The sequence below is a fragment of the Rhizobium sp. EC-SD404 genome (assembly GCF_902498825.1).
GTDB lineage: Bacteria > Pseudomonadota > Alphaproteobacteria > Rhizobiales > Rhizobiaceae > Georhizobium.
On record NZ_LR701458.1, the window covers coordinates 23,501 to 39,449 of the forward strand.

Annotated in this window: 10 protein-coding genes; 5 read left to right on the forward strand and 5 right to left on the reverse strand. The window is 62.2% G+C overall.

Annotated features, from left to right (window positions below):
• Positions 1–169: 169 nt before the first annotated feature.
• Positions 170–5,053, reverse strand: a complete 4,884-nt coding sequence (locus tag GC125_RS00825) for a peroxidase family protein (RefSeq protein WP_151983302.1) — start codon at positions 5,051–5,053, stop codon at positions 170–172.
• Positions 5,014–7,839 (reverse strand): peroxidase family protein, encoded by a 2,826-nt coding sequence (locus GC125_RS00830; protein WP_151983303.1) that lies wholly within the window; start codon positions 7,837–7,839, stop codon positions 5,014–5,016. The genes GC125_RS00825 and GC125_RS00830 overlap by 40 nt, the downstream gene beginning before the upstream one ends.
• 400 nt (positions 7,840–8,239) lie before the next feature.
• Here GC125_RS00830 and GC125_RS00835 point away from each other — a divergent pair, with 400 nt between their 5' ends.
• Together GC125_RS00835 and GC125_RS00840 are read left to right on the forward strand one after the other, a co-directional pair.
• The gene (locus GC125_RS00835) at positions 8,240–9,601 is read left to right on the forward strand and encodes a sensor histidine kinase (RefSeq protein ID WP_199864394.1); all 1,362 of its coding nucleotides are present in this window, start codon (positions 8,240–8,242) and stop codon (positions 9,599–9,601) included.
• On the forward strand, positions 9,601–10,269 hold the full coding sequence (locus tag GC125_RS00840) for a response regulator (protein ID WP_151983305.1): 669 nt from the start codon (positions 9,601–9,603) through the stop codon (positions 10,267–10,269). The genes GC125_RS00835 and GC125_RS00840 overlap by 1 nt, the downstream gene beginning before the upstream one ends.
• Before the next feature lie 21 nt (positions 10,270–10,290).
• Here GC125_RS00840 and GC125_RS00845 read toward each other — a convergent pair whose 3' ends face one another.
• Together GC125_RS00845 and GC125_RS00850 are read right to left on the reverse strand one after the other, a co-directional pair.
• Positions 10,291–10,641 (reverse strand): DUF2200 domain-containing protein, encoded by a 351-nt coding sequence (locus GC125_RS00845; RefSeq protein ID WP_151983306.1) that lies wholly within the window; start codon positions 10,639–10,641, stop codon positions 10,291–10,293.
• A gap of 104 nt (positions 10,642–10,745) precedes the next feature.
• On the reverse strand, positions 10,746–11,693 hold the full coding sequence (locus GC125_RS00850) for a helix-turn-helix transcriptional regulator (protein WP_151983307.1): 948 nt from the start codon (positions 11,691–11,693) through the stop codon (positions 10,746–10,748).
• A gap of 96 nt (positions 11,694–11,789) precedes the next feature.
• Between GC125_RS00850 and GC125_RS00855 the strand changes: the two genes are divergently transcribed.
• Together GC125_RS00855 and GC125_RS00860 are read left to right on the forward strand one after the other, a co-directional pair.
• Complete coding sequence (locus GC125_RS00855) at positions 11,790–12,548, forward strand: SDR family NAD(P)-dependent oxidoreductase (protein WP_151983308.1); 759 nt, start codon at positions 11,790–11,792, stop codon at positions 12,546–12,548.
• 59 nt (positions 12,549–12,607) lie between these two features.
• The gene (locus GC125_RS00860) at positions 12,608–13,621 is read left to right on the forward strand and encodes a homoserine dehydrogenase (protein WP_151983309.1); all 1,014 of its coding nucleotides are present in this window, start codon (positions 12,608–12,610) and stop codon (positions 13,619–13,621) included.
• A 4-nt stretch (positions 13,622–13,625) separates the two neighbouring features.
• Here the strand turns inward: GC125_RS00860 and GC125_RS00865 are convergent, their stop codons facing one another.
• Positions 13,626–14,543, reverse strand: coding sequence for an AraC family transcriptional regulator (locus GC125_RS00865; protein WP_286165312.1), 918 nt, complete (start codon positions 14,541–14,543; stop codon positions 13,626–13,628).
• A 291-nt stretch (positions 14,544–14,834) separates the two neighbouring features.
• Between GC125_RS00865 and GC125_RS00870 the strand changes: the two genes are divergently transcribed.
• Entirely contained in the window at positions 14,835–15,938 is a 1,104-nt protein-coding gene (locus GC125_RS00870; protein WP_151983310.1) for a Gfo/Idh/MocA family protein, read from the forward strand.
• Positions 15,939–15,949: the final 11 nt, after the last annotated feature.

Consider the following 15,949-nt stretch of genomic DNA (forward strand, 5'->3'; position numbering starts at 1 on the left):
AAGAGGGTCGGCGGTATCACCGGATAGGGGGAAAGGCGTGGTGACCGGAGTGCTGCGGCCTATCGCTGCCGCAGCCTGAAGGGCTAGTTCCTCCGGTAACACGCACAAGGCCGATGATACCGCCTATGGACCTGCCGGCGCTTCTTGCCGGCAGGCGGTCGCCTTAGGCTCAGTTGAGCCCGATGAAGTCGTCCTCCGTCAGGTTGATCCGACCCTTGAGGCCGAACTGGAACTCGGCCGCGTTGTCGGCATCGACATTGCCGCGCACGATCGTGAATTCACCGTCTTCGCGGGTGACATGCTCGAAGGTGATCTGGCCGGCGGCGGTAAAGGTCGTGCCGCTTGCCATCGAGAAGCTCTGCTTGCCGCTCGCCGACACATTCGCGTCGATCGCCGAGATATCGATCCGGTCGCCCGGCGCGAAGTTCATGATCGTGTCGCCGTTGGCGCTCGTGGCCGACAGGAAGCGGAACGTGTCGCTTCCATCCCCGCCATCGAGCACGTTGATCGCGTCGCTTGCGGTGATGGTGTCATTGCCGCCACCGCCGATCGCGTTCTCGATCGAGTAAATGACGTCGCGGATACCCGCCGCCGTGGTCACGCTGCCCCGCTCGTTGAGGCCGTTGCCGAGATTGATCGTCAGGGCCTCGGTGAGAGCGGCGTAGTCGATCGTGTCGATGCCTTCGCCGCCCCAATAGGTGTCGGCTTCGTCGCCGACAGAGGCAAGGAACAGATCGTCGCCAGCGCCGCCGAAGAGCTTGTCGCTGCCTTCGGCACCGGTGAGGATGTCGTCGCCATCCTCGCCATAGACCGTGTCATGGCCCCAGCCGGCATCGATCTGGTCGTTTCCGGACCCGCCGAAGACTTCATCCTGGTTGCCATGGGCATGGATGATGTCGTTGCCATCGCCACCGAAGATCGCGTCCTCGCCATCGCCGGCACTGATCTTGTCGTTGCCGCCAAGACCGATGATCGTGTCCGCCACTGCCCGGCCGACAAGGATATCCTCGCCTTCGGTCCCGATGATCTCGCCGGGATTGGTCCCGCCGATCACGACAACAGGCGGCACGCTTGGCGTGGGCGGAGGAGGCGTGACAGTGCCAGACCCGCTGCCATTACCCGCATCCGATCCAGAACCTGAGCCGGAGCCCGCGCCAGACCCAGCGTCGACATCGTCGTCGTCGTCGCTGTCATCGCCATCGCCATCATGATGATCATCATCGTCGTGGTCATCGTCGTCCTGACCATGATCGTCGTCACCTTCGTCGTCTTCCTCCTCGTGTGGAGGGAGGCCGCCGAAGCCTGGCATGCCGTTCGGTGCGACGAAGCTGATCGTTCGGCCATCGGCCCCGGTGAGCGTGGTCGCGCCGTCATCGTCCGTCTCGACGGCGTAGTCGGCAATCGTGGTCCCTGCCGGCAGTTGGATCACGTCCTGCGGCCGCAAGGCACCGACGATGGTGTCATTGCCGCCGTTGGAGCGGAACACGATGCGGTGGGCGGATGTCAGGTTCGAAATATCCACCGTGTCGTCGCCGGTTCCGCCATCGATGGTGATGGTGGAGAAGTTCAGGCTGGTCGGGTCGAAGTTGCCGAACACCTGAACCGTGTCGCCGTTCGAAACACCGGCATCCAAGCCTCCGCCATTGTTCGCTGTGACATTGAGCGTGTTGATCACCAACTCCTCGATATTGTCGAGTTCGGCGATGATCGACGCGTTGTCGGTGCCATTGCGTGTAATCACGATCTCCGTGGTGATCGCGGCGGCGTTTCCTTGGATCGCAACCCACGCATCACGCGTATAAATGCGGAAGCTTTCAGACGTCGTATCTCCCGAAACATGGAAGGTGTCGGCGTCGGCCCCGCCATCGACGAGATCACGGCCATCCCCCGCGCTCCAATAGGCGATGTCGTTCCCGGCCCCGCCATTGATCGTGTCGTTACCAAGGCCACCGATCAGCAGATCGTTGCCTGCCCCACCATTCAGGCTGTCGTTCCCGGCAAAGCCAAAGACAGCCTGTGAGCCTGCCGCTCCGGCAGCACCGTTCAGGTTCGCATTGTTGCCTGTCGTGCCGGCCACGACACTGTAGTTGACGCCGGCAAACCGCAGCGTCTCGATGGCCGTCAGAGTATCGCTGCCCTCGGCCCCCGTTACATCCGTGACGATAATGTTGGTGCCGGAGTGAGCCAGTGCAAAGTTGCCGGCAGCACCGGCGAATACCGCCACATCGGTTCCGGCACCGCCATTGATCGTATCGTTGCCGGCACCACCATTGATGGTGTCGTTGCCACCGTTGCCATTGAGAATGTCGTTGCCGCCATTACCATTCAGGGTGTCAGCTCCGCCAAAGATAATTGGGCTGACCCCGTCGGCGATGTCATCACCCGCCGTGCCGTTGAAGGTATTGTTCACGAAGGGTATGCCGTTCCAATCGTCACCTACCACCTGCGTCGGGCCGGAGAACACCGTCTCGCTGTAGCCGTCACCGTCCGTGAAGCTGACGCCGACGCGCAGAATGTTGCCGACTTGGCCGCCGATGCCGAGCAGGCCGTCATTGGGCGTGAAATTGCCAGCCGTCGCCCCACCGATGTTGGTCCAGCTTTGCCCGCCGTTGGAAGATTGCTGCCACTGATAGCTGAACGTGCCGAGGCCGTTGCCATCCTGGATGCCAGTGGTGTTGACCGTCAGCTGCACGCCCTCGGTCGGCGAAACCAGCCCGTTGGTCGGCGTCGGATCGATGATGATCGGCGCCCCCGTGGCAAGGCTGTTCGGCGGAGGCGCAATCACGCTCATGGCGACCTCGCCATCGGCGAAGCGCACCCGCTCGATGTTGAACAGCCGATCGGTGCCTTCTGCCTCCAGCGCCCGCCCTGTGGTGGGATCGACCACCGCATCGCTGACGGTCGTGTGCTCGATGGTCACGCTGCCATCGGCATTGCGTGTCGCCGTGTAGTTAGCCCGAATATCCCAGTAGACCGCGACGTCAACGTCCGTGGCGCTGCCGCCATCGACAATTTCACGCACGATCTGCAGCGTGCCCGGATTGACCTCGCGGCTGAACATGAGCTGATCGAGGGTCTTCCCGGCAAAAGCTGGCGATGCGTCCGTGGTCGGAGCACCATCGACGTACTGAGACGCCAGGTACACCTTTTCGCCAAGGCCATCGGTCGTGTAATCCACCCCATTCTGAGTGAAGGCGATCCGAACGTTGAGCCACTGGTCGCCATCGATGATGTCGTTGCCGCCCATGCCACGGATCACATCGGAACCGGCGCCGCCAAGCAGGATGTCTCCCGCTTCCGTCGTATCCATCACGATCGTTTCTGTCTTGCCCGCCACCGTGACCGTTTGGCGTACGAGATGCGCGGTAAGTTCCTCAAGTCCATCAACCAGATTGAGGTTCTTGGCGAGCAGCGCGTTCGAATAACTGTCGAGCGGTGCTGTCGGGTCGACCTGCGTGCCGTTGCCGTTGGCGTCATAGGCACCGATGACAACGTCACGCCCCGTAAGCGTGTCGTTACCATCCCAGCCGGACAGACCTTCCACCAGATCGAAGCGATCGCGCAGGATGTTGTTCTGCTGGTTCGTGAAGATGGAGACGTTCATGTCGCTGTTGGCGGCGGTGGGGTTGTCACGATCGTCGGGATCACCCTTGTGGATTGCCCAGTCGAAGCCGGCCATGCCGTTGTTGCGCTGAATGCCGAGGCCCTGGAACATGATGTCGTCGCCGGACTCGGCATCGTAGTCGTTGTCGTTGCCACGGCCGTTGAGGACGTCATGGCCGATGATCGTGGAGTTGAAGAACAGTTCTGAATTTTCGCCGGCGAGCGTATCGAAGCTGTCGCCCCCCTCGAGCCAGTCGTCACCTTCGTTGCCAAGCAGGAAGCCGAAGCCGTCCCCCCCGCGTATGAAGTCGTTGCCGAGCCCGCCGGAAATGTGTTTGTCTTCGCCACCCCCGAAGATGAAGTCCTGACCTTCGCCGCCGAAGACGAGGTCGATGCCCATGCCGGGATTGATGACGTCGTTGCCTTCGTCGCCATGAATGACGTCGAATTCGCCGATATCTGAACCGCGATCGGTGATGATGTCATCGCCGGCACCGCCGAAGATGTGGTCGACGCCGAAGCCGCCTTCGAGCGTATCGTCGCCGCCTTCGCCCCAAAGCGTATCGTCGCCCGAGCCGCCGGTGATCTTGTCGGCACCGTCCGTGCCGCCGATCACGACATGCTGGTCGCCGAGGAATGTGATCGAACCAGGCCCACGCTGTACGAGCGAGTTTCCGTTAGCCAGCATTCCACCAAGGACCGGATCGTCCGATTCCGGATCGGCGGAGCCGAGACCGTCGTTCCATTGCTGCGACAGGTTCATTTCGAGGATGAAGTCCGCAGTCTGGAAGGATGCACCATTGACGTGAAGACCGCTGTGCTCGGTATCGGTGTTGCGGCGAAGCAGCTCCGCGAAGGAGTCCGCTTCCAGTTCGTTGAGCAGGTTCAAGCCTTGGACACGGCTGAGGTAGTAGAAGCGATCGCCGTCCTGAAGGCGCTCCATCTGGTTTTCGAAGACGAGTGTGAAGGTGGAGCCGAGCATGCCGCCGAACGCCATCTTGGCTTCGGCAAGGCCGCCGATCCAGAAGTCGACGTCGTTCAGGCCGCCGAGCTTGCCGCCGGCGTAGTCCCCGGTTGCATTCAGGAAGTCGAGCCGATCGGCGGGTGCTCCATCGCCGCCCAGCACCAGCTTCATGGCCGCATCGCGCTTGGCTTCGACGGTCGTCGCACTGGTGATGGTGCTGTGGGTGCCATAGGCGGCGATGAAATTGACGACCGAGAGTGGGTTCTTGATGTTGTGGGCGAAATCCGTCCAGCTCTCATAAGGCTTGAGATAGGTGTCGTTGGTCTGGGCGTAGAACTGGGAACGGGCCTCGTTCAGCGAAGGGATCCCAGTTTCACGGGCACGCGCCATGTTGAGGGCCGCAAGGTCGAGCGGCAGGCCGACGAGGTTGTTGCGCAACGCATCGGTCATGAACTCGTCGATTTCGTTGCCGCGCTGGCGGCCCATGCCGCGCAGGATCGCGCCGGCCGCTTCTTCGGCATTCGTGCCGTAGCTTCGAAGAGAACCGGGTTGAGAAACGCTTCGATAAGGCCTGGATCGTCGCGGTTGGCAGCGTCGCCGCCGATGCCGAACACATCGACCTTTTCGTTCAACATCGAGTGGCCGAAGCGATAGACGACCTGCGCGAATTCCTGGCTGATCGCAGGATCGATGTCGATCGAGTTGGAGAAGAGGAATGCATCGACCTGCGGAGCGACCGCACGGGCGAACTCTTCGAAGACGAGATGCTGGTAGACCATTTCGGTCGAGAAGCGTGATGCCTGGAACAGCCGCTCACCATCCCACACGAGATCGGCGCCGGCTGTCGGCAGTGCCGTCAGCTTGTGGCCGTCGAGCAGCCATTCATTGATGAAGGCGAGATCGTTCGAAGCAAGAACCGTCGCCTTGATCTCGTCCACTTGGCGGTTGTGTTCGCCATGGAACACGGTGTGGATCGAGGTGAGGGCGATGTTCTCGTTGCCGCGCCCGTCGCCGACGATGAAGTGTCGATCGAGAAGCTCGTTGTCGTAGGCCACTTTGTTGAACCGACCATCGACGCCGATCGCGTTGCCGGTATCCGTGTCGGTATCCGGCTGTACAACGATGTTCGGTGTCGACGGGCTGCCATCATGATCGTAGGTCGTCCCAGGCGCCGCATTATGCGCGATGTCGTTCAGGAATGCCCGGCCCGCAGAAGCGAAGGAGAAGGCGACGCTCGCGCCAGCTGGCACAGTGATGCCTGCGGCTGCAAGATCGGCAAGGGTGAGTTCGGAGGGATGCAGGCCACCGGCATGACCTTCCTTGACGAAGGCGGTGCGGCCAACGACCGCGCCGTTGACGGTGAAGGTCACGCCAATAGTTGCCATTGCGAAGCCGTTCGGGCCGCGCATGAACTCGCCATAGAGATCGGTCGCTAGGAGTGGCACGCTGTTGACGTCAGCATCCTTCAACTCGATGCCGAGCATGGTCTGTGCCTGTGCCTTGACGTCGGCCCAGGTGGGCGGGCCGCCGGCTTCGCCTTCCAGCATGTCACCGGTTGAAACGGCTCTGCCGTTCACCGATGCGTATTCCCTGAGGAACGTCTGGTGCGAGGCATTGGAGGTGTAGACCTGGTTCAGGTCGATCCACGGCGTCGTCTCATTGGCGTTTTCGCGGATGTCGTCGGCCGTGCCGAGCCTGCCATCGGGGCCAGGCTGGTTGGTCGCACGCGTCAGCACCATGAAATTGGTCGGACCCTGGCCGTAGAGCGGGTCGTCCGGATGGAGCGGGATCAGAACCTGGCCGCTTCCGCCCTTGGTCGTCAGGTCGAGACCGTGATCGAAGAACTGGCCGAAGATCGTGAAGAAGCCGTTATAGGGCGCCGTGTCGCCAAGGTCGGCCGAGACGTTCGGGATGAGTACATTGATGCCATCCATCTGGACGCCATGCGACGTGACGAGGTCGATAACGGCCTGGTCTGCCGCATCCGCGGCAGCCTGGGCGGCGGTGGTCGCTGCCGTGCCGGTCGGGATGGCCGCGAGGTCGGCCACAGCCTCGGTGAGGGCGGCTTCAGCGGCGGTCAGCGCAGTCGTTGCGGTAGCCAGAGCGGCAGTGGCCTGGGCAAGCGCCAGTTCGGCGGAAGAGACGGTCGCCTGGGCACCGCTTACTGCTGCGGCCAGCAAAGCTTGCGTCGCGATTGCGGCCTGCAGCGTCGACAAGGCGGTGGCATGGGTCGACTGTGCCGCGACCAGCGTCTGGTCGGCGGACTGATCGGCATCGACAGCTTGCGCATAGGCAAGAGCCGCGTCGTCACGAGCTTCGTCCGCGGCTGCATAGGCGGCGGCGTTCGCGGTATTTGGTGCAAGCTGGAAAGCATCCAGCGCGGCCTGGGCAGATGCTTCCGCAATGGCCAATTCTGCGAAAGACACGTTCTTTGCGTCTTCGGTTACGATTGCGGCATCCTGCGCGGTGCTGAGCGCAGCCAGAGCTACCGCGGCGGCATCTTGCGCGACGGTCACTTCTCCGGCTTGTAGATCGCGCGCAGCTATCGCGTCCTGCAGCACCTGCTGCGCTGCAGCCAGATTGGTCTCTGCCGTCGTCTCGGACGCCAGCGCCAGATCATATGCCGATTGGGCTGAGGCTTCATCGGCGGTCGCCGCGTTGACGATCGCCTGTGCCGCTGCGACCGCAGCGTCGGCGGTCTCATCAGCGGCAGCAACGGCATCATGCGCTGCCTCGGCGGCGGCGAGCAGGCTCTGCACCTGCTGGACGATCGCCAGTGCAGGCCCGCCGGTGATCCCTTCGACCGCCAGCGCCGCCATGAGTGCAGCGGGGTTCTTGAGCGTTTGATCAGCAACCAGGTTGGAAATCACGCGCGGCTGGGAATCGTATACGATGCCATTCGGCTGCGTATAGGATGTCGGCGCACCGGCCGGCGTGCCAGGCGCATGGAGACCAGCCGGTGACCCTTCGGCGGGACGGAAAACGGGATCGAGCAACCGGTCCATCATCTGGCCGGACGAGCCGAGCAGTTCGCCGCCCGGCGTGAAATTGTTGAAGCTGCCGTCGACCGTGCGCAAGCCGAAAGGCATCAAGCCGGCCTGCGCCTGGCCAACTACGCCGCCTGGTGTGCCGCCAGCGCCATTGACGAGCGCCGAGAGCTTGGCGGCAATATCCGCAGGCGTGTCGTTGGCATCGATAGCGGCGCTATGTGCTTCCGAGATCTTGATCTGTTTCAGGATGAATTCCAGATCGTGTTGAACCAGCTTGACCATCGTATCCTCCTCGCGAGCACAGAGCTCCGGTTGTTCGGGTCGAGAGGAGACAAAGCGGGGCCGTCGGCAGAATGGCGTCCATCCTGACCCGTCGGAGTTCCCTTAGAGTTGGCTTGCCCCGCCGCTCTCGGTTCTCGAAGTGAGGTGAGGATAGGCCGGGCGATCAATCCGCGTAACGCCTGATCGTCCGGCTGATCGGGTAGCGCTTCGTAGGAGTGCAACTCAGGCGTTTGTGCCGCGGCAGGCGTGACCGAGGCCATGGATGGACCATGGACCTAGTCTATGTTCGACCATGGACCGCTTGCGGAACCGGAGACTTCAGGGCTTTCTTCTCCTCGGATCATTGGTGGCGAGGCGAAAAGCGTCTTGCGACCATGGATTTTTGGCCTTGGGGTCGACCATGCTGGTACTGGATGCCGATATAGCAAGGCGCTTTGCGCTGTTTGGCGGCGCCGTCGTCATTGCGACCACGGCGCTGGTCGGCTGGATGAGCACGACGCTGATCACCCGGAACGTCCTGGGCACGGCCGCGTCGTCGACTGCGCTCTTCGTCGACAGCATCGTCACGCCGCACGTGCAGGATCTTGCCAACGCTTCGATCCTTCAAGAGACCGCAATCGAAGTCCTGGATCGCACCTTTCTCGATCCTGCGCTGCGCGATCGTTTCCCCTTCATCGAGATCTGGAAGGCCGACGGCACGATCGCCTATTCGAACCACCGCGAAATGATCGGCAAAACTTACCCGCCGCCGCCCAGCCTTGCAGTGGCATTCGCAGGTGAAATCGCCTCCGACTTCACCGATCTGAGGGCGCAGGAACATACGGCGCGCCATTTCAACGAGGAATATCTGGAAATCTACACACCGATTCGCGATCTTGGCGGCGGAACGATCATCGCCGTAGCGGAAATTCACGAAAGCGCGGAAGCGGTGCGGCAGGAACTGGATTTTGCGACGCGGCGCAACTGGGCACTCGTCGTCACCCTGGCGTTCCTCGTCATGGCCGGGTTGTTGACCGTCGTGATGCGCGGCAACGCGATCATTCGTGCCCAGCAGCGCGGGCTTGTCGAGCGTATCGAGGAAACGGAGCGCGCCCTGGACGAAGTGCGCCGACTGAAGGATGCGGTGCAATCGGCAACGGCTCGCCTCGTCGAACGCGAAGAAAAGGCCTACAGGCGCATCGGCGCGGATCTGCATGACGGACCGGCCCAACTGATCAGCTATTCGACGTTGAAACTCGAGCAGATCAGACGCGCGAGGTCGATCGCCGAGCGCTCGGCGATGATCGAAGACGTCGAGCGGGCACTTGTCGAAGCCGTTGGCGAAATCCGCAACATGTCGCAAGGCCTCGTCTTGCCGGACCTCGATCGGATGCCGGTGCCGAAATTGATCGACGCGGCTATCGGCGCCCATGAGGAGCGGACGGGAAGCACGGTCGACCGGTTCATCACCATCGACGATCCGGTGCTGTCGCGATCATTCAAGATCTGCGTCTATCGTTTCCTGCAGGAAGCGCTCTGGAACGTTCATCGCCACGCGCCTGGAACGGCAACCACGGCCTGTTGCGATATCGATGCCGAGACGGTGCGCGTCAGCGTGTCGAACCTGCCAGAAGAGAACAGCGCATCTTGGGACGGCCGCCCCGGTCTCGGTATTTCCGGTCTGAAGGAGCGCGTCGAAAGCCTGGGCGGAACCTTCACGATTGCCCATGACGGACATACGCCGACGAAACTCGAAATGACCTTGCTGAAAGAGAATGTCTAATGGCCAGATCGGTTTCCGTTATCGTCGTCGACGATCACTCCATCTTCCGGGCCGGGGTGGTCCAATCGCTGTCGCTGGATCCGCAGATCCGCGTCGTTGCGGAAGGAAGCTCCGCCGACGAAGCCGAGGAACTGGCCGGAAGGCTGCGGCCCGATATAGCGCTCATCGACGTCTCCATGCCGGGAGGCGGCATCGAGGCCGCACGGGCGATCACGCGGATGGTGCCGGAAACCAAGGTGGTCATGTTGACCGTCTCTGAGAACGACGACGATGTTTTCGATGCGGTGGAGGCAGGTGCTATCGGATACATCCTCAAGGGCACTTCCGCCCGCGACCTTATTTCCGCAGTCCAGAGTGTCGCCTCCGGCCAGACGCATATGGCGCCGAAGCTCGCCTTAGCGCTTTTGGCGCGAGCACGGCGGCGCGACCAGATCGATCCGCAATGGGTGGCGCTCGAAAGTCTGACGCCGCGCGAGCGCTCCGTACTCAGCCTCGTCGCCAGGGGGCTCAGCAACCGGGAAGTGGCGGCGACGCTTCAGGTCGGAGAAAAGGCGGTCAAATCCCATCTCACCGGCATTTTCGGCAAACTCAAGGTGCGCAATCGCACCGAAGCAAGCCTCATCGCCAAGGCCTACGAAAAGCAGATAGCCCAGTGGCACGCGGGCTGAAGTCTGCGCGCCGTGCCCGGCTCAATGCCGCAGGATCTTCGTCATCGCCTTGCCCTTGGCCAGTTCGTCGATCAATTTGTCCAGATAGCGGATCTTCTGCATTAGCGGATCTTCGACCGCTTCCACACGCACGCCGCAGACCACGCCGGTGATGAGCGTGCTGTTCGGATTGAAAGCGGGCGCCTGCGCAAAGAATGAGGTGAAGTCGGTTTCCAGTTCGATTTGCCTTTCCAGCCCGGCCTGGTCGTAACCGGTGAGCCAGCGGATCACCTGATCGACCTCATCCTTCGTGCGCTGCTTGCGTTCGGCCTTCTGCACGTAAAGCGGATAGACCTTGGAAAACTTCATCGCAAAGACGCGGTCGTTGGACATCGACATTCCTCGTTCAGATGGCGCGGAGACCATGCGCGCCGGATGACGAACACCAGAATAAACGGAAATCGACGACGAATGCACCCCCCAGTCGGCGAACGGGATCAGGCGATGGCGCCGTTGAATTCATCCGCCGTCATTCCGGCAGGGATTGCAGCAGCATCGCGCGCGTAGCGGGCCGGGGAAACGCCGACGCCGCGCATGAAGGCGACGCTGAATGCGCTTGCCGACCGATAGCCCACCTGACGGGCGATCTCGCCGACGCTTCCCTCGCGCCTGCGCAACAGATCCTTGGCGAGCGCCAGGCGCCATGCCTTCAGGTACTCCATCGGCGCCATTCCCACCTCGTCCTGGAAGCGCTCATGGAATCCCGAGCGCGACAGGGCGGCTTCGCGTGCCAGTTCTGCGACCGTCCACCCACGTCCGGGCTTGGCATGCATGCTTCTGATCGCCACGGCCAGCCGATCGTCCGAAAGTCCGCGCAACAATCCAGGCGCGTCGCCAAGATCAGCGGCCGATCGCAGCGCCTCTATGAGGAGCACTTCCAGCAGATGCTGCAAAACCACGTCGCGCCCCGGCTTGTTGTCCACGGCCTCCTCACCAAGCAATTGCATCAGCATTGCGAGCCGATGCTCGCCTCGCACCACGACGAGTTCAGGCAGGAGCGACGACAGCAACGTCGCATCGTCTGATTGGAACATGCAGTAGCCGACCAGCGCCCGCATATCGATCGGGCCGTCGATGCTGCCGACCCTATAGCCGCCCCCGGGGAGGATGATGGGATCGACCACCATGTCGTTATCGGCGCTGGGGGCCTCGCTCCACATCATGAAGTCCCGGGCAGAGGGAATGAGGATGAAATCGCCTGCGTCGACGACCACTTCGCCATTTCTCGGATCGCTGTAACGCAGGCTGCCCATGATCACGGCGACATAGTAGGGATTGGGCGATTGCGTCCGTCGCACGCGCCAGGGACCAGAGCCGGTGACGCATTTCGAGAAGGGCGCGCCCGGTTGCAGCAGGCCGACGATTTGCGCGAGTGGATCCGCCATTCTGGACGCTTTCGAAAGTTTGCTGGACGTTTGAATATAGAACGTCCAGTCATCCGTGGCCATCTCCTGTTTTCCACTCAAGAACAGGACCTAGTCATGACTGAGAACAAGCGCATCGCACTCGTTACGGGTGCAAACCAGGGCATCGGGCTTCAGATCGCAAAAGACCTTGCCGCCGACGGCCTTACTGTCTTGCTCGCCTCGCGTAACCTCGACCGGGGCAACGCCGCGGCCGAGACGATCGATGGCGATGTCCACCCGATCCAGCTCGACGTGACCGAGGAGGCTTCGATCCGTTCAGCCGTCAAGCAGGTCGAGGACAAGTTCGGCCGCCTCGATATTCTCATCAATAACGCTGCCATTTCCCGCGCCAACGGCGAGCAGTCGGAAACGATGCAGGACTATATCAAACGCTCGCGCGCGACGGTGATTGACGTCGATGAGGTGAGGACCATCTGGGAAACGAATGTCTTCGGCGTTCTCGCCGTCACTCAGGCATTCGTCCCCCTGCTGCGCAAATCGGAAGCCGCGCGCATCGTCAACGTGTCTAGCGGCCTCGGCTCGCTCGCAGTCAATGCCGCGCCCCATCCGCACCGTGCGACGTTCAACCCCGGCTACGGCGCGTCGAAGACCGCACTGAACGCGATCACGTTGGCATTTGCCATCGACCTCGAGGCGGAGAACATCAAGGTCAACGCCGTCACCCCCGGTTACACCAGCACCGCGCTCAACAATTACGAAGGCAACGAAACCGTCGAGCAGGGGGCCGCTGAAGCCGTGCGCGTCGCGCTTCTCGGCAGCGACGGCCCTACGGGCACCTTTACGGGATCGGTCAACGAAGCCTATCCCTGGTGATCTCATCAGGATCCGCCGGCTCAAGGTCGGCGGATCGCTTTTGAATATCGGAGGGCAGCATGCGGGTAGTGAAGGTCGCAATCGCCGGGCTGGGCGGCGTGGGGCGCGCCACGGCCGAACTGCTTCTGTCGCGGCGGGGACGGTATCGTGAGGTGTACGCGACCGATGTCCGCCTCGCGGCAGCCTGTGGCTCCCGGTCCGGTCGAGCCGATCCTGATGGACTCGAAGCGTCGGACCTGGATGCTCTCGAAGATGGCCGGACGGGGCCGGATTTCATCGCAGCCAGTGGCGCGGACATCCTGATCGAGGCGGGACCGAGCGATTTCCGCACCGGAGGCCCTGGGCTTGTCTACATCCACGCTTCCCTTTCAGCCGGCCTCGACACGATCGTGGTGTCGAAAGGTGCGCTCGTGCACAGCGGATCAGCGTTGCGCCAGCTCGCCAAGAGCACCGGCGCGACGCTGAAGTTGAGCGGCGCAGCTGCCTCGGCGCTGCCGACGATCGATCTCCTCGAACACAGTCTCAAGGGATGCAGGGTCGTCCGCGTCGAGGGGATACTCAACGCAACGACCAATTACCTGCTCGACGCAATGACCACACGGGGCATCGATTTCCACGAGGCGCTCCGCCAAGCGCAGGCCGGCGGGTTCGCCGAGGCCAATCCGAGCAACGACGTCGATGGCTGGGATACCGCCGCCAAGCTCGTCCTCATTGCCAATTTCGGTCTCGGAGCCGATCTGACCATGGAGGACGTGCAAGTCGAAGGCATTGGATCGGTCACGATGGACCGCGTCCAGGCTTGGCGCGCCGATGGCGTCGTCCCGAAGCTCGTCGGTGAATTGAGTTGGCCGGACGGTTTGCTGCGCGCCACCGTCGGGATCAGAACCTATCCCACAAAGGACCCGCTATCGCAGGTCGGCGGCAAGGACAAAGCGATCCGAATCCTAACGGAAGAGATGGGAGAAACGATCGCCATCGCATCAGGCAAGGAACCGATGGCCACCGCGGCGGCAGCGCTGAAGGATCTGGAGTCTCTCTTGGCAATGCGGGCTGCCGGGCCGTCGTCGGATTGACCGATTACATCGTGGCGGTTTGGCGGCGCGCGCCTGGTTCCGGCAAATGCGCTGCACGCAGCGAAGCGGCATCGCCGCTCGGCGTCAGGTTGAACAGGCGCCGATAATCGCGGTTGAACTGCGAGATGCTTTCATAGCCGACTTCGTATGCCACCGCCGAGATCGTATCGGCTGATGCCAGGCCACGACGCGCTTCCTGCAGGCGCACCCGCTTGTGGAATTGCACCGGCGTCATCGATGTCACCGCCTTGAAGTGACGGTGAAAGCTGGGGACGCTCATGCTTGCCCGAGCGGCGAGATCGGGAATGCTGAGCGGTTCGGCGAAATTGTCTCTGATCCAGGCGGTCGCTCGTCCGATGCGCGCCGCGTGACCGTTTGCAAACGCGAGCTGGCTGAGCATAGGACCATGATCGCTGTGAAGCAGCCGCCACGTGATCTCGCGGAGGATCAGCGGCGCCATGACCGGGATGTCGCTCGGTCTATCGATGAGTGACAGCAATCGGATCAAAGGATCGATCAATTCCGGATCGAGCAGATGCTTGCTCGCAACCGACGTGACCGGCGTGTTGGCCGATACGTCGACCTGTTCGCGAAGAAGCTCCGCAACGGTCGAAGGGTCGATCTCGATATGGATCGCGAGATAGGGCGCTTCGGGGCTGGCTTCGGTGACCTGCGACGTGACCGGAACGTCGGCCGTGCACAGCAGGCTCTCGCCTGCCGCGTAGTGAAAGGGAATCTCGCCGACCATAAGTTCCTTGACACCCCGCGCCACCAACCCGAACGATGGCTGGTAGATCGAATGCGCTGGCTCGGTCGGCCGATCGGTACGGCCGACCTTGAGCCCGGTGATCGGGGTCACATAGTCGTGGCGCGCATGGCGCTCGATAAGCGCAAGAAGGTCCGAGAATATCGGTTTCATCATGGTTGGAATGTCTCCGTCGCGCCTTGGTGTCAGGCCAACTCGTCCCAAGGGATGTGCGACCGACTGCCCAGTTCACCATCCAAAAATGTCGTGCGCTATGCAGATCCTATCAAGGGTATGCCCATTCCTCTCAAATCCCGGACTTGGATCAAGCCAAGAGTCGGGAGCATCTAAAATGAGAGAAGCAGGCAAGTCCTTGATAGGATCTGCATAGGGTCGCCGCCGCCCTGTCACTAGGTTTCCAGCATCGCGCCGATCCCAGGCGAACCGCATGAATGCTGGAGCAAAGACATGTCGAACAAGCAATTTCGCGTTGGTATCATCGGCGCAGACACCCAGGCCAGTTGGGCAGGCGCGTCACACGTGCCCGCTCTAGCGGCACAGCAGTCCCTTGTCCTTCACGCTGTGGCGACGCGGCGGGAAGAAAGCGCCAAGGCGGCAGCCGAGGCTTTCGGTGCGGAGCGCTGGTTTGCCGATCCGTACGCCATGATCCGGGACGACGACATCGATATCGTGACCGTTGCCGTCAAGGTGCCAGCGCACCGCGACCTTGTCATGGCGGCGCTTGCGGCCGGCAAGGCCGTCTACAGTGAATCGCCGCTGGGCGCGACGCTCGTCGAAACCGAGGAAATGGCGTCGGCGGCAAAGGGCCTTCACACGGCGATCGGCCTGCAGGGGCGACACAACCCCGCCGTCCGCCGCGCCGCTGAAATTGTTGCCTCGGGTCGGCTCGGTCGGTTGATGTCGGCACGGGTGGGCGCGACCACCTTCGGCTATGGGCCTGAAGCGCCGAGCGTCTACGATTATTTCAACAAGGCCGCATCCGGCGCGAGCTTCATGACGATCACGACGGGTCACGTTCTCGACGTCATCGAGGCGGTGCTCGGCACCATCACAGAAGTCGATGCGCGCACCGAACTGCTCTGGCCGCAGATCAGGATCGTGGATACGGGCGAAATCTCGGTCCGCGAAATTCCCGATCATCTCGACCTCATCGCCAAGACGGCGAGCAACGCACCCGTCTCCGTGCAAGTTCTGGCAGGCGTATCGCCGGATCAGGCGAACTTCAGCTTCGAGGTTCGCGGATCCGAAGGTTGGCTGAAGCTCACTGGCAATCATCCCGCCGGTGTCCAGGTTGGCGACCTCAAGCTTGCATCCAGTCCCGAATTCGTTGAACCGGATGCGCCGGTGGCCTCCGGTTCGGGGCCGACGGCGGCCGACTTCTGGACCGGTGCATCGATCAATGTCGGTGAGGTCTATGCCGCGCTCGCCCGCGATCTGCTGGCTGGAACGTCCAAGACGCCCGGCTTTGCCCATGCCCTTCACAACAGCCGTCTCGTCGACACCGTCGAACGCGCTGCCAAGACCGGCCACCGTCAGAGCCTCGCGGCCTGATCGAGCCTTCA

Excerpts from the sequence above, each read along its gene's own strand:
- GC125_RS00865 (WP_286165312.1), bottom strand. The coding sequence starts at position 14,543 with ATGATGAAACCGATATTCTCGGACCTTCTTGCGCTTATCGAGCGCCAT.
- GC125_RS00840 (WP_151983305.1), top strand. The coding sequence starts at position 9,601 with ATGGCCAGATCGGTTTCCGTTATCGTCGTCGACGATCACTCCATCTTC.
- GC125_RS00860 (WP_151983309.1), top strand. The coding sequence starts at position 12,608 with ATGCGGGTAGTGAAGGTCGCAATCGCCGGGCTGGGCGGCGTGGGGCGC.
- GC125_RS00870 (WP_151983310.1), top strand. The coding sequence starts at position 14,835 with ATGTCGAACAAGCAATTTCGCGTTGGTATCATCGGCGCAGACACCCAG.
- GC125_RS00850 (WP_151983307.1), bottom strand. The coding sequence starts at position 11,693 with ATGGCGGATCCACTCGCGCAAATCGTCGGCCTGCTGCAACCGGGCGCG.
- GC125_RS00830 (WP_151983303.1), bottom strand. The coding sequence starts at position 7,839 with ATGGTCAAGCTGGTTCAACACGATCTGGAATTCATCCTGAAACAGATC.
- GC125_RS00825 (WP_151983302.1), bottom strand. The coding sequence starts at position 5,053 with ATGGGCCGCCAGCGCGGCAACGAAATCGACGAGTTCATGACCGATGCG.
- GC125_RS00855 (WP_151983308.1), top strand. The coding sequence starts at position 11,790 with ATGACTGAGAACAAGCGCATCGCACTCGTTACGGGTGCAAACCAGGGC.
- GC125_RS00835 (WP_199864394.1), top strand. The coding sequence starts at position 8,240 with ATGCTGGTACTGGATGCCGATATAGCAAGGCGCTTTGCGCTGTTTGGC.
- GC125_RS00845 (WP_151983306.1), bottom strand. The coding sequence starts at position 10,641 with ATGTCCAACGACCGCGTCTTTGCGATGAAGTTTTCCAAGGTCTATCCG.